This is a genomic window from Methylomusa anaerophila, assembly GCF_003966895.1.
GTDB lineage: Bacteria > Bacillota > Negativicutes > Sporomusales > Sporomusaceae > Methylomusa > Methylomusa anaerophila.
In genome coordinates this window covers 1067638-1081334 of record NZ_AP018449.1, presented here as the reverse complement: position 1 = coordinate 1081334, position 13697 = coordinate 1067638, and the positions used below count along the sequence as shown (strand labels likewise).

Sequence of the window (13697 nt, the reverse complement as noted above, 5' to 3'; positions counted from 1 at the left end):
GCAATAGTTTTGGAATTAGGAGGACTCACGGAGTTATGAAACAAAAAAACTTTTATATCACTACTCCCATTTATTATCCCAGTGATCGACTTCACATCGGTCATGCTTATTGCACAACAGTAGCTGACGCTGTTGCCCGTTTTAAGCGTCTTGCCGGGTATGATGTGTTATTTTTGACCGGATCGGATGAACACGGCCAGAAAATCCAGCGCCGGGCGGAGGATGCCGGTACAACCCCCCTGGCATTTGTCGATAATATTGTAGCTTCGTTTAAACATTTGTGGGAGAAATTACATATTTCCAATGACGACTTTATTCGCACCACGGAACGCCGGCACCATGAGCTGGTCCAGGCTGTGTTTCAAAAAATCTATGATCAAGGCGACATTTACAAAGCGGAATACGAAGGCTGGTACTGTACCCCTTGTGAAACTTTCTGGCTGGAGCGGCAGTTGGTTGACGGCAAGTGTCCGGACTGCGGCCGTCCGGTTGAGATTGTCAAGGAGGAAAGCTATTTCTTCCGGATGTCCAAATATCAGGACCGGTTACTCCAATATATAGAGGAAAATCCCGAGTTTATCCAGCCCACGTCGCGCCGCAATGAAATGATAAACTTCATTAAAGGCGGTTTGGAGGATTTGTGTGTTTCCCGCACTACCTTCAACTGGGGGATTCCTGTTCCTTTTGATACCAAACACGTTGTTTATGTATGGTTTGACGCCCTTACCAACTACATTACCGCCGCCGGCTATTTAAACGACAGGGAGAAATTTTCTAAATACTGGCCGGCGGATATACACCTTGTCGGCAAGGAAATTGTCCGCTTTCATAGTATTATCTGGCCGGTCATTCTCATGGCTTTAGGTGTGGATTTGCCCAAGATGGTATATGGACATGGCTGGCTGGTTATCGAAGGGGATAAAATGTCCAAATCCAAGGGAAATGTGATTGATCCGCTGGCTCTTATTGAGGAGTTCGGTCCTGACGCCATCCGGTATTTTCTGTTGCGGGAGATTGCCCTGGGCCAAGACGGCAACTTTTCCCGTGACGCTTTGGTTAACCGCATTAATGCTGATTTGGCCAATGACTTAGGCAATCTGTTGCACCGCAGCTTAAATATGATCGGGCGGTTTAACGGCGGTGTGATTGCGGCTCCCGGGGAAGCGGGGCAGGTGGACCGTGATCTTAGGGAACTGGCGCAGGCGACCGCTGTCAATTATGAAAAAGCTATGGAACATTTGGATATTAATAGCGCCTTGAAGGATGTCTGGGCGCTAATCGGGCGTACCAATAAATACATAGATGAAACAGGACCATGGGCTTTGGCGAAAGACCCGGCCCAAAAAGAGCGTTTGAATACCGTTTTGTATAATTTGGCTGAGGTACTGAGAATTGTTGCCATCCTGATTTCGCCTTTCCTGCCGGTTACGGCTCCCAGAATATGGGCACAGCTCGGCATTGCCACTGATTTCGCCGCTGTTAAATTGGTTGATGCCCAAGGCTGGGGCCGATTAGCTGCCGGTACGGTGGTTGCGAAACCGGAACCTTTATTCCCCAGGATCGAGGAAGAGCCTGAGCAAGAGGAAAATACCGCCGGCGCCGTGAGTAACCAGGCGGTTGCCAAGGCTCCGGAGACGCCGGCGACTATTTCTGAAATTACCATAGAAGAGTTTGCCAAAGTAGACCTTAGGGTTGTCAAAGTGCTGGCCGCCGAGAAGGTGAAAAAGGCCGACAAGCTATTGCAGTTAACAGTTGATCTGGGCAGCGAGCAGCGCACCATTGTCTCGGGTATTGCCAAACACTATGAGCCGGAAGATCTGGTCGGCAAAAACGTCGTCATGGTGGTAAACTTAAAACCGGCCAAGATCCGGGGCATTGAATCCCGCGGCATGGTACTGGCGGCTTCCAGTGATGACAAGCTGGCCTTGGTTACCGCGGACATGCCTGCCGGCAGTAAGGTGAAATAACATGCTGTTTGATTCGCATGCTCACGTTACCGATAAGAGGTTTGACAGCGACCGGGCCGAAGTCATCAGCCGGGCCAGGGAAGCCGGCTGTGTCGGCATACTAAACGCCGGCGCCTGTATGGAGTCTTCGGCCCAGGCGGTAGCTTTGGCTGAAGAATACGATATAGTCTATGCTTCAGTCGGTATACACCCTCATGATGCCAAAGATGCCGGTCCGGCCGATTATGAAAAAATGGCGGAATGGGCAGCCCGGCCTAAGGTAGTGGCGGTAGGGGAAATTGGCCTGGATTATTATTACGATTTTTCTCCCCGGGATGTTCAGCAGCAGGTCTTTATCCGCCATCTGGACCTGGCGCGCCAGCTTAAGCTGCCAATTATTATTCATGATCGGGATGCCCATGGAGATTTATTGAGTATTGTTAAAAAAGAGGCCCAAGGGTTAACCGGCGTGTTTCACTGTTTTTCCGGCAGTGTGGAAATGGCCAGGGAAGTAGTGAAACTTGGCTTTTACGTCTCGTTTGCCGGACCGGTGACTTTTGCCAATGCCGTGAAAACAAAAGAGGTAGCGGCAGCCGTACCTTTGGAACGACTGCTGGTTGAAACCGACTGCCCTTATTTGACGCCGCAGCCGTATCGCGGCCGCCGCAATGAACCGGCTTATGTCCGTTATGTAGCGGAAGAAGTGGCAAGACTAAGAGGACTGGAGTTGGAAGCTCTGGCTACGGCGGCTACAGCGAATGTAAAACAATTATTTCGGATTAAATAGTTTAAAAATATTTGCAATTATGAAAAAGGAATAATTTGGGAGGCGCGGAATATAATAAATACATGGATTGTATTAAAGTTATACAATTCGTGGAAAGGGGGGACGTATGAGCGATGAAACGCCTGCGCAAGCATGCCGATGCAAGAAGCTGGCGCTGATTGTAGCGTTGGTGGTAACATCACTGGTGGCAACCGGATTCATTTGGGCTGCAAAGCAGATACACATTGTGGCGGATGATCGACATTACTCCCTAAATACAATATATAATAAACCGCAAAGAATATTGCAGCAAGCCGGGATAACCTTGAATCCGGAAGATGAATACCGGCTGTCAACAGCAAAACTTGAAAACGGTACGGCAATTGAAGTATATCGTGCCGTGCCGGTAACGGTTACTTATCAAGGCAAGGTCACCAGCCTCAACACCGGAAAGCCAACCGTGCGCGAAGTTGCCGATATGCTTAATATACCGCACGAGAATATCAGGCTTGAACCTGGTGATGCCGTACGACCTACCGCCGGGCTCAACATCAGGGCCATCATACTCAGTGAAAAGACTGTTGAGCAAGAGATTACCGCTCCCTATCCGATCGTTCATCAACCGGACGCCAACAGGGAAAAAGGAGTGGAAGAAACGGTGGAAGCCGGTGCAAACGGCTTAAAGAAAGTAACTTTTCGTCTTAAGTTTGAAGATGGGACGCAGGTAAGTTCCGAAGTATCGTCGGAGACCGACGTTATACCCGCTAAACCGCAAATCATTAAGGTAGGTACCCGGGATACAGTGGAAACATCAAGGGGAACCTTGCGTTTCCGGAATATAAAATATATGGAGGCTTCCGCCTACTTGCCTACCGACGGATCATCAGGAGGGCTTACGGCTTCAGGCATACCCGCGCGGCAGGGCATAGCGGCCGTGGACCCGGCTGTAATTCCGCTTGGCACCAGAGTGTATGTAAACGGCTACGGCCTGGCTCTGGCTGCCGACACAGGCGTTGCTGTCACAGGCAACAAAATTGACCTTTGCATGGAAGATTATTACGAGGCCATGGGGTTTGGCAGGCGAACAGTGAAAGTTTATATTCTCGAATAATTCATAAATAAGCAGGGCATTTCAAATTGTGCCCTGCTTATTATTTTTTTCTTATACCCCCAACCCGCATGTCAATTTTTTAATGCGGCATATATAAAGATTTCGAAAGATTTCGATATTGCGGAAATTGGATGTTCAACATAGTTTTGCTGCATTTAAGCAATAGGGACAAATTCAGTCGATTATAAAAGAAAAGATTACCATAATTTAATATTTTAGCTTGGTAAGGCTGAATTTGGCTATATTTTAAACGTCACTTTGTGACTGTTTAGTCGGAATATAAAAGTGTTACTATGTAAAAAAGCCAATTGCCATATATATTTAGGATATTAAGTAGGGGGTTGGATTAATCATGATGCCGGAAACGGTTGTTATACCTATTAAACGGATCCATGAAACTGCGGTTATTCATCCCAATGCCCGCATCGGCAGGGATGCTGTGATCGGGCCATACGCCGTGATTGGTGAAAACGTGCGGATTGATGACGGTGCGCATATCGGCGCCCATGCAGTTATTGACGGGTGGACCCAAATTGGTAAGAACTGTATGGTCTTTCCCGGCGCATCTATCGGCGCTGAACCGCAGGACCTTAAGTTCCGCGGCGAAAAAAGCTACGTCTTTATCGGTGACAACACCAAGATCCGGGAATTCGCCACAATCAACCGCGCTACCGGCGAAGGGGAGGAAACCCGGGTAGGTTCCAACTGTATGTTACAGTCGTATACCCATGTTGCCCACAACTGCGTTATCGGCAATCATGTCATTATGTCCAGCGCCGCCATGCTGGCCGGCCACGTGGTGGTGGAAGACCGGGCCATAATCGGGGGGCAGGTCGGTGTGCACCAGTTTGTCAAAATCGGTCGCAACGCCATGGTGGGCGGAGCTTCCAAAGTGGTGCAGGATGTGCCGCCATTTGTTACTGTGGATGGTCACCCGGCCAGCGTACGCGGTCTGAATAAAGTTGGTATAGCCCGCGCGGGTATCGGCGAATTGGCCCGCCGCAATCTGAAAAAGGCTTATAAAATATTATACTGTTCCGGTTTAAACCTGGCCCAGGCTACCGCTGTTATGGAAGAGGAACTTGAATCCTGCGAGGAAGTCGAGCACCTGCTGCGATTCCTGCGGAATGTGGGACGAGGTATCTGCCGCAGCCGAAAAGGAGCAGGCGAAGCGGAAAGTATTCAGCTTGATGTTATTAGTCTTAACAAGTAACCTGTAATATGGGTGACATACTTATACCAATAAAGGCAAGGCATTTATGAATGAATGCCTTGCTTTTTTATTATAGTAAGAAAGTATCTGTTTAGGACGGCGCAGGACAGCCTTATTAACGCTCCGACACTGTCGCTTAACCTCCGCTTATAATAAGGCTGTCCTGCGCCTGCGGTCGTCCAAAAGGCGCGTTAGCATTTTTCTTATTTTACGGTTCGGGTCTCCCTGTCCAATTTCCGGTTCTTGCCGCGTCAATGCCAAGCATATAAATCTCTAGACTGCTTTTAGCAGGATAAATCGGCGCAGCAGAGAATTATAGGGTTACCATAGGGTTACTATATGGAATTCAAAAATGATTTTCTATTAATCGTAATGCTAGGAACGCTTCGACGCTGCCGCTTAACCTACGCTTATCCTAGCATTACGATTGTAAATCATTTTTGAAAACTATATATATAGAAAAAAATCGGAATTTTGTCGATGGAGGGCAGGTCGTAGCAATGTTAGCTGATATAAAAAGATTTGGACGGGGAATGTGGTATTTGACCCGCAGTTACTGGAGTTCGGAAGAAAAATTGCAGGCTTGGGGCCTCTTGGCGGTGATTGTGGGCTTAAGCTTAGGCTATGTTTATCTTCAGGTGTTGTATAACGAATGGTTTAATCACTATTATAGCGCGCTGCAGGAGTATGACTGGAATGGAATTGTAGCTGCCTTTAAGGAATTTTGCATCTTGGCGACCTTAAACATTATCGTCGTAGTTTATCTGACATATCTGCAGCAAATGCTGGAGATAAAATGGCGCTGCTGGCTGACAGAACGCTATGTTGGGCGCTGGCTGGCAGACAAAGCTTACTATCGTATGCAGCTTACCGATAAAGGGACCGACAACCCTGACCAGCGGATCAGTGAGGATTTGCATCTTTTCACCAATATGAGTATCAATCTGTCGCTAGGGCTTTTCAGAGCGGTGGTTACGCTCATCTCCTTTGTGGCTATTCTATGGCAATTGTCAGGGGTTATGACCATTCCTTTGGGGCAACAGCGGTTTACAATTTATGGTAGTATGGTTTGGGTAGCTGTAGGTTATTCAATTGTTGGCACTTGGCTCACTCATAAAATTGGCAAGCCCCTCGTTAAATTGAATTTTGAACAACAGCGGTACGAGGCCGACTTTCGTTTCAGTCTGGTGCGGCTTAGGGAAAACAGCGAAAGCATTGCTCTCTTTGGTGGTGAAAAGGAGGAACAGAGAGCATTTATGAACCGTTTCCAGAAAGTTTTAGGGAATTTCTGGGAAATCATGCGGCGGCAGAAACAACTTACCTGGTTTACCGCCGGCTTCGGTCAAGCTTCTATTTTTATTCGTATCATGCTTGCCTTGCCACGTTATTTTGCCAAAGAAATTCAACTGGGTGGACTTATGCAGATTGCTACCGCTTTTGATAATGTACGGGAGGCCTTTTCTTTTTTTGTTGATGCCTATTCCCAACTGGCCCAGTGGCGGTCGGTGGTTGACCGGCTTACCGGCTTTGACAAAAGCATGGCAGATACCAGTCAGGCAGCAGACAGGGAAAAGATCGAGAGAGTGTCCTCGCCGAGCCGGGTCCTGGCAACGGCAGGGCTGAATATCAAGCTTCCCGACGGCAGGCCGCTGCTGGAACAGCTGAATCTGGAACTGGCGGCAGGGGATTCGCTGCTGGTAGCGGGCCCGTCAGGCAGCGGTAAAAGTACGCTGCTGAGAACCCTGGCCGGCATATGGCCATATGCGGCGGGCAGGGTTGCTGTGCCGCCGGATTACAAGGCTTTGTTTTTGCCGCAAAAGCCGTATTTGCCCCTGGGAACTTTGCGGGAGGCCTTGTTGTACCCGAAATTTACCAATGTCTCTGCGCAGGAGATCCGGGAAGTCATGAATCTGTGCAAACTGGATAAGCTCGCCGGCATGATAGACAAAACCGAAGACTGGTCGCATGTGCTGTCGCTGGGCGAGCAGCAGCGAATCGCCTTCGCCCGCGTGTTGCTGACAAAACCCAACTGGCTGTTCCTTGATGAGGCGACTTCCGCTCTGGACGAGCCGACGGAGCGCTACCTATATTCCCTGCTGACAGAACGCTTGCCGGATATCACTATTGTCAGCGTAGGGCACAGGAACACGCTGACAAGTTATCACAAGAAAAAATTAACTTTGGACGGAACGGGAAAATGGAGTTTACTCAATTAAAAATGTGGCACATTTGTTTGATATTATGTCATGGAGAAATTAATATAGTGAAGTAAAATAAGGAAGAATTATAAATATCGTGCAATATGGCAAAATATGCGTATGGTCGCTGCCGGGTGCGAGATGCTGAGCCAAGATGCTGCGGTTGCGTGAAGGAAAGAGTGGTTATTACCAGGATGATCAGGATGATTCGGTATGATTAAGGAAGTCATAGTTGTTGAAGGCAAGCAGGATATTGCGGCGGTCAAACGGGCAGTAGATGCCGAGTGCATTGCGACGGAAGGATTTAACCTTTTGCCGCGCTGTTTGGAACGCATTGAGCAAGCTTATCAAAAACGGGGGGTAATTATACTAACCGACCCGGACAATGCCGGCGAGCGCATCCGGAAATATCTTGCCAAGCGGTTTCCCAAGGCCAAGCATGCTTTTGTTCCGAAAGAGCAGGCTACCGCTGCCGGCGATATTGGGGTCGAACAGGCGACCCCCGGCGCAATAAGAGAGGCGTTAAGCAAAGTCCGTCTGCAGGACTGGGAACCGTCGGGAGAATTCGATTTAAAAGATATGCTGGCGGCGGGACTCAGTGGGGTGCCGGCGGCCGCCGGCCGCCGCGCCAGACTGGGTGCGGCGCTGGGGATTGGTTATGCCAATGTGAAAGGTTTTTTATACAGACTCAACAATTATGGGGTAACGCGGGAGGAGTTTGCCGCTGCCTTGAAGTCGTTGGAGGGAAGCTTTGATGACGATGCTTAAACCACGTATTGCCCAAAAGGATGTCACCCTGCACATTCTTAAAACTTTCGGCATTCATATGAGTAAAAAGCTGGGACAGAATTTCCTTATTGACGGGTCGGTGGTAGCGGGGATTGTATCTGCGGCCAAAGTATCCCCGGGGGATGCGGTGCTGGAAATCGGGCCGGGAATTGGGACACTGACCCAGGGTCTTGCCGAAGCCGGGGCTGACGTTACCGCTGTGGAACTTGACCGCAGGCTTCTCACTGTTTTGGCAAAAACGCTGGCGGGCTATGAAAATGTCAAAATTTTGCAGGGAGATATATTGAAAATCGACATTTCCCGGGAAATAATCGGGGGAAATTATAAAAATTATAAAGTTGTGGCAAATTTGCCCTACTATATTACGACACCTATTATTATGAAACTTTTGGAAGACAGGCTGCCCATCGAATTACTTGTAACCATGGTGCAAAAAGAGGTGGCCGAGAGAATGGTGGCTCAACCCGGCGGAAAAGATTACGGCGCGCTATCTGTGGCCGTACAATATTATACTGTGCCGGAGATTATGGTTGTGGTGCCGCCGGCGTCCTTTATTCCGCCGCCGGCGGTTGAGTCTGCGGTCATCCGCTGCACTGTGCGGCAGGAGCCGCCGGTACAGCTGTTTGATGAAAAATATTTTTTCCGGGTAGTCAAAGCGGCCTTTGCCCAGCGGCGAAAAACCCTGAGCAACGCGCTCAAAGCCGCCGGGCTAACTAAAACCCTGGTTGACGATATATTAAACAGCACCGGTATAGATGGCAAGCGGCGGGGCGAGCAACTCTCCCAAGCTGAGTTTGCCGCCCTCGCCAATGCCTGGTTTAACGTCACTAGAGTCGAACTTTAGCCTGCCTTGTCATCATTTATCGTTACTTGTCGTCAACTGCCACGAACTGCTTAGAAATCGTCAGCTGCTAGGCGCGACGAGGACCGGAACGGAGGCGTACTGGTCGTACGCCGGAGTGAGGACCGCAGGAGCAACAACGCAGATGGCGGTTTATAAGCAGTTCCCCGCTTTAAGCGAATAGGTAAAAAGTCGAAACCCTGCTCTTATTTCGAGCAGGGTTTTTCATCCAAAAAACTGTCTAATAAGTCAAAACGCCGGTCAATGTGATAACCTAAATAGGTTTTGCTCTGCCATTGACGGTTGCGGGGATGGTTGCGAAAGGCGGCTATGGCTTCAAGGCAATCGCCGACTATTGTATCAATGATCTTGTTGGTGTGAATCTGGTTTTTTACTGATGAACCCAGACGGTAGTGGGGAATGGTAGTGGCCACATCGATTCTCAGTTTATTCATCCGGGCCAGGGTCATGGAAACCGGCGGTATAGCCAGCTCCCGCAAAGGAGTGGTTTCCAGAAACCGGCGCGAAACTGCATGTGGTCCGTGGGAGGGGTTAGCTATGCTGATTTTTTTTTCCAGGCCCAATTCTTTATTGAGATTCAACCGCCATTGGAATGTAGGGTTGCAGCGTTCGATATGACGGGGGGGAGAAGGATAACAATTAGTAAGGGCCATATCCATGTGTTTGAGGAGTATACCATCGACAAGTTCCATCAAGTTTTCATTGAATGTTCCGACCATATCGCCATCTACAAAGGCGACTGCGTCGCTGCCCAGAGCCAAAGCCGCTTTAGCGCCGATTGCACGAGGAATGTCAATGCCTAGACTGTCGTGAAAGTAGATGATCTGAAGTTTTGGGAGACGCATATTCAGGGCTTCATGCATCGTACTGTCTCTGGAACCGTTTGCCACCAGTATAATCTGGTCAATAGGCAGTGTACCCAAATTCTGCAGTACGGTAGTGATGCGACCTCCCTCGTTTCGGGCCGGAACAACTACAGAAATCAAGTCCATCACCTCGGAGTCGCTTGAAGTTGCGTTCTGTGGCAGGTGTGATGTTATGAGCGGCCTCATGGGAGTTCAATATAGTATATTGAAGGTATCTCACATTTGTCACAGAACCGAGGCATAAGGAAGATTCTTTTCTTGTTATATAAGAAAGTAGTATCTGTTTAGGACGGCGCAGGACAGCCTTATTAACGCTGCGACGCTGCCGCTTAACCTCCGCTTAGAATAAGGCTGTCCTTTGCCTGCCGGTCATTAAAAAGACGCTTTAGCGTTTTTCTAACAGTATCTTTTCAGTCTGGTGGCACTTACCGTCTTTTAAGAATAGGATGTAATAGTTACAGCTATGATGGGGGGGGCTACAATGGACATTGACATTGGCGACTTGGTGATAAGAAAATCCCACGGCGGTGATATTGTATTTAAAGTTACCGAAATATTGGTTGACGATAATCAGCAAACCCACTGTATACTTAGAGGACTTCATCTTAGGCTTATGGCTGATGCCCCTATAGATGACCTGCAACGGATAGATGCCGAGCATCTGCGTAAAGAGATTTTGCAGATGGAGAAGATGCACAATGAGGGACTAAGACGGGTAATGATGCGTCGCTCGATCGACAGGGAACAAGTTGAAATGAAACGCTCTGAATCCGCCAAAAAGTTCTCTTTTTTTGATCTGCCCGGCCGGGTGCTGCATTTGGATGGTGATAAAGACTATTTGCAGATGTGTTTGAAGACTTATGCGCAACTCAACATTCAAGCCGCCGGTCTGTGGGTGGAGGAAACAAAACAACCGGAAGTTGTTACATCTTTATTGATGCAGCACCGGCCTGACATATTGGTGTTGACCGGTCATGACGCCATAACGGGCAACGGGAAAAAAGATGTGAGTGATATTAATAACTACCGTAATTCAAAAAACTTTATCGCAGCGGTCACTCTGGCCCGGGTATTTGAGCCGTCAAGGGACGACCTGGTTATTTTCGCCGGAGCTTGCCAATCTTATTTCGAAGCCATACTAAGCGCCGGTGCTAATTTCGCAAGTTCGCCCAACAGGGTTTTTATTCACGCTTATGACCCTGTGTTTATTGCGGAAAAGGTTGCTTTCACCCCAATCAATAAAACAGTTGATGTCAGCGATGCTATTGCCGCTTCCGTTACAGGGGTTGACGGAGTGGGAGGAGTGGAAACAAGAGGCAAGTTTCGCCTGGGCATGCCCAAGACAGCTATAAAAACTATATAATTAAGTAAAAAAAATCCTGCGGTTTAATAAACCGCAGGATTTTTAAATTCCTCCCAGTCCGAAGACACGAACGGTCTTTCTTACATCATGCATCTGGGGCATACGCCGCGATGATGGTAATAGTCATGTTCGTGGCCGCACTGGGGACATACTCTATACAGACGATAGTAAGAGATTCTGTACAATCTGTAGTAACATTTGTAAGTTTTTACGCATTCTTTAGTCGGATGACATTTCATTTTGGGCGTAGGACAGGACACTTCACAATAGTCGTCCGCTTCATAGTCATCGCAATAATCAGACTTGTAATCGTGGCAATCATCATATTTCGGATACTGACAGTCACACTTTTTTTTCATTATTTATCTACCTCCTGTTCTTCTGTTCTTCTGTTCTCCTGTTCTCCTGTTGTTTGGTATAAACTCTTCAATCTTGAAGCTTCAAGCTTCAAACTTCAAACTTCAAACTTCAAGGTTGGGTTTAAGGGTTATCTGCTATATTGTATGAAAAAGATAGCCAAAATGTTATGTTTTCTTACAGTATTAGACGGTATAACTTTTCACCGGGCCGGTGTTTTCCAGCGGGAGTAGTCCCCCGCTGAAATCTCCAAGTCCGGCATGGCCAGACGAGGTTATTCTAAACGCGTACTATTGAGTAATGTTTTTAAGAACCTTCGCATAGTTATATGTTAGGAATTTGCTTGCCTTGTGACAGACTGCTGGCATTTTCAGCGGTTGCTGTTTTTTTGTCACATAAAAATTAGAGCAAGCATATATATAACTAGAATATACAAAGGGGGGAATAGGTGTGGGCGATAAAGATACCAGAACCGTGAATAACAACCAATATAACCAATATAACAGTCAATATAACCAATGCGTACTGGGAGAGGAAACCGGCCCGCAGACAATCATCGTTCGCCAGGTAGTCGGCGAGCAGGAAAAACAAAAAGTTCTGGACATTCATGTGGTCGTTCCCGATAGAAAACCGTCCATTGAACAAATAATTGACGTATTTGTAAAGAACGTTGAAGTACTAAGTGTTGATGTTATTACCGACAAGGTAGTTGTCCGCGGTGAATTTGAGCTTAAGGCCATTTATGTGGCTTATCTGCCGGATCAGCCGGTTCATGCCGTGGAGATCAAACACTATAAGTTTACTCAGGATATTGATATTTTTGGCGCCCGCAAGGGTATGGACGCAGACGCCAGCGTATCCGTGGAATTTGTTGACTATGATGTGGCAGAAAAAACTCGCGCTTACAAATATAAACACTACGACCACCTCCATTGTGATGAGGATGAGGAAGAGGAAGAAGCCGAAGAGGAAGAGTGCGCGGCGCCTTGTCCGGAATATCCCGTAGCCGAGGTGGTGGCAGAAGAGGGCTTACGCGAATTTGATGTATCGGTTGTGCTTAAAATTACCGGCAAAGTCTTGACTGACAGGCAAGTAACTCTTGGCGCCGTCGGTGGCGGCGTACCGCTGCAGCCTAAAGGATAACGGTCTGCCATTTCTATCCTGTAAAAAAGGGGGGGAGAATAATGGATGATGAACTAAGGCAAAGTTCAGGATCAACTACAACTTCCGGCTCGACCACAATATCGACTACCGGCAGCAAGACTTCCGACCAGGCCGAAGCAATTTACGGTTGCCCGGAGCCAGGCATGGAAACAATTGAAGTGGAGCAGGTACTCGGGGCGGATATGGAACAAAGAGTTCTGGAACTGGACCTGTTTGTGCCGTCGCAAAAACCTGATATTGAGCAAGTGTTGGACGTTTACGTGAAGGATGTTGAAATTACTTCCGTTGATGTTATTCCCGATAAAGTGATTATACGCGGCGAACTTGAGGTCAAGATTATGTACGTGGCCGACCTGCCTAATCAGCCGGTCCATGCCTTTGAAAAAAGCCATATCCGTTTTACCCGTGATATTGAGATCCTGGGCGCAGAAGCGAATATGAAGACCACTTCCGACGTCACGGTGGAATTTGTGGATTACGATTTTGACGAAAATGATCCCCGCAAAGTTCATGTTACAATCGTACTTAAAATTTGGGCCAGGGTAGTGAACACTGTTGAAATGGATGTTTATGCTCTCGGACCCATTGATGAAGTGGGAACAGCGGAAACCACCAGCGCCACTGCTTCTGCCAGTGATAGTGCATCTGCCAGTACTTTGGGCGATACGGTATCGGCTTCAACAGGCGGCGGCGGACTGGCAGGGTATGATCAGAATATTGTTACCGGACCGATGACCCCGACTGCGGGGGTGCCTGTTTCCGGACCCAGCGGTGAAACTACCATTACCGGCAATGTGGTAAATATCAGAACCGGCCCCGGTACTAATTTTCCAATTGTAACGAAGGTTAACCAGGGGGACACGGTTGTAATCAGAGACCAGGCCTTTGGCTGGTACAATGTAGTCTTATATGACGGTACAACCGGCTGGGTTGCCAGTTGGCTGGTATCAGGACCGGGAGTGCCGGAAAGTCCCAAAGGATAGGTGGCCGTGCAGTCTTTTCTCATAAAAAGACCCAGGGATGGCAAAAGCCAGGGTCCCTGGGTGTTTATTTTGGAAAATC

At 48.1% G+C, this 13697-nt stretch carries 12 protein-coding genes; 10 read left to right on the top strand and 2 right to left on the bottom strand.

Annotated elements, in window-relative coordinates:
• Positions 1-35 precede the first annotated feature (35 nt).
• The 7 genes from metG to rsmA all read left to right on the top strand — a co-directional run bounded on the left by metG (position 36) and on the right by rsmA (position 8867).
• Positions 36-1967, top strand: a complete 1932-nt coding sequence (gene metG, locus MAMMFC1_RS04815; protein WP_126306952.1) for a methionine--tRNA ligase — start codon at positions 36-38, stop codon at positions 1965-1967.
• 1 nt (position 1968) lies between these two features.
• Positions 1969-2733: a TatD family hydrolase gene (locus MAMMFC1_RS04810; RefSeq protein WP_126306950.1), complete on the top strand. Its 765-nt coding sequence runs from the start codon at positions 1969-1971 to the stop codon at positions 2731-2733.
• Between the two features lie 106 nt (positions 2734-2839).
• Positions 2840-3823, top strand: a complete 984-nt coding sequence (locus tag MAMMFC1_RS04805; RefSeq protein ID WP_126306948.1) for a 3D domain-containing protein — start codon at positions 2840-2842, stop codon at positions 3821-3823.
• Between the two features lie 352 nt (positions 3824-4175).
• A complete protein-coding gene (gene lpxA, locus MAMMFC1_RS04800) occupies positions 4176-5036 on the top strand; it encodes an acyl-ACP--UDP-N-acetylglucosamine O-acyltransferase (RefSeq protein WP_126306946.1) in 861 nt (286 codons plus the stop codon).
• Positions 5037-5536: 500 nt separating this feature from the next.
• Positions 5537-7252, top strand: a complete 1716-nt coding sequence (locus MAMMFC1_RS04795) for an ABC transporter ATP-binding protein/permease (protein WP_126306944.1) — start codon at positions 5537-5539, stop codon at positions 7250-7252.
• Between the two features lie 195 nt (positions 7253-7447).
• On the top strand, positions 7448-8002 hold the full coding sequence (rnmV, locus tag MAMMFC1_RS04790; protein ID WP_126306943.1) for a ribonuclease M5: 555 nt from the start codon (positions 7448-7450) through the stop codon (positions 8000-8002).
• A complete protein-coding gene (gene rsmA, locus MAMMFC1_RS04785; protein WP_126310449.1) occupies positions 7995-8867 on the top strand; it encodes a 16S rRNA (adenine(1518)-N(6)/adenine(1519)-N(6))-dimethyltransferase RsmA in 873 nt (290 codons plus the stop codon). The genes rnmV and rsmA overlap by 8 nt, the downstream gene beginning before the upstream one ends.
• A gap of 203 nt (positions 8868-9070) precedes the next feature.
• Here rsmA and MAMMFC1_RS04780 read toward each other — a convergent pair whose 3' ends face one another.
• Complete coding sequence (locus MAMMFC1_RS04780) at positions 9071-9877, bottom strand: glycosyltransferase family 2 protein (RefSeq protein ID WP_232035783.1); 807 nt, start codon at positions 9875-9877, stop codon at positions 9071-9073.
• 355 nt (positions 9878-10232) lie between these two features.
• Between MAMMFC1_RS04780 and yabG the strand changes: the two genes are divergently transcribed.
• Positions 10233-11114 carry a sporulation peptidase YabG gene (gene yabG / locus MAMMFC1_RS04775; RefSeq protein ID WP_126306941.1) on the top strand — a complete coding sequence of 294 codons (882 nt, stop codon included), beginning with the start codon at positions 10233-10235 and terminating at the stop codon, positions 11112-11114.
• Between the two features lie 80 nt (positions 11115-11194).
• Here the strand turns inward: yabG and MAMMFC1_RS04770 are convergent, their stop codons facing one another.
• Positions 11195-11473: a hypothetical protein gene (locus MAMMFC1_RS04770; protein ID WP_232035669.1), complete on the bottom strand. Its 279-nt coding sequence runs from the start codon at positions 11471-11473 to the stop codon at positions 11195-11197.
• Positions 11474-11921: 448 nt separating this feature from the next.
• On the opposite strand from MAMMFC1_RS04770, the gene MAMMFC1_RS04765 reads away from it, so the two are divergent.
• Complete coding sequence (locus tag MAMMFC1_RS04765) at positions 11922-12614, top strand: DUF3794 domain-containing protein (protein ID WP_232035668.1); 693 nt, start codon at positions 11922-11924, stop codon at positions 12612-12614.
• A 41-nt stretch (positions 12615-12655) separates the two neighbouring features.
• Entirely contained in the window at positions 12656-13618 is a 963-nt protein-coding gene (locus tag MAMMFC1_RS04760) for an SPOCS domain-containing protein (RefSeq protein ID WP_126306939.1), read from the top strand.
• Positions 13619-13697 lie beyond the last annotated feature (79 nt).

What these genes read in the sequence shown, in the direction of transcription:
- MAMMFC1_RS04770 (WP_232035669.1), bottom strand. Translation starts at nt 11,473, where the DNA reads ATGAAAAAAAAGTGTGACTGTCAGTATCCGAAATATGATGATTGCCAC.
- MAMMFC1_RS04805 (WP_126306948.1), top strand. Translation starts at nt 2,840, where the DNA reads ATGAGCGATGAAACGCCTGCGCAAGCATGCCGATGCAAGAAGCTGGCG.
- lpxA (WP_126306946.1), top strand. Translation starts at nt 4,176, where the DNA reads ATGATGCCGGAAACGGTTGTTATACCTATTAAACGGATCCATGAAACT.
- metG (WP_126306952.1), top strand. Translation starts at nt 36, where the DNA reads ATGAAACAAAAAAACTTTTATATCACTACTCCCATTTATTATCCCAGT.
- MAMMFC1_RS04760 (WP_126306939.1), top strand. Translation starts at nt 12,656, where the DNA reads ATGGATGATGAACTAAGGCAAAGTTCAGGATCAACTACAACTTCCGGC.
- rnmV (WP_126306943.1), top strand. Translation starts at nt 7,448, where the DNA reads ATGATTAAGGAAGTCATAGTTGTTGAAGGCAAGCAGGATATTGCGGCG.
- rsmA (WP_126310449.1), top strand. Translation starts at nt 7,995, where the DNA reads ATGCTTAAACCACGTATTGCCCAAAAGGATGTCACCCTGCACATTCTT.
- MAMMFC1_RS04795 (WP_126306944.1), top strand. Translation starts at nt 5,537, where the DNA reads ATGTTAGCTGATATAAAAAGATTTGGACGGGGAATGTGGTATTTGACC.
- MAMMFC1_RS04810 (WP_126306950.1), top strand. Translation starts at nt 1,969, where the DNA reads ATGCTGTTTGATTCGCATGCTCACGTTACCGATAAGAGGTTTGACAGC.
- MAMMFC1_RS04780 (WP_232035783.1), bottom strand. Translation starts at nt 9,877, where the DNA reads ATGGACTTGATTTCTGTAGTTGTTCCGGCCCGAAACGAGGGAGGTCGC.
- yabG (WP_126306941.1), top strand. Translation starts at nt 10,233, where the DNA reads ATGGACATTGACATTGGCGACTTGGTGATAAGAAAATCCCACGGCGGT.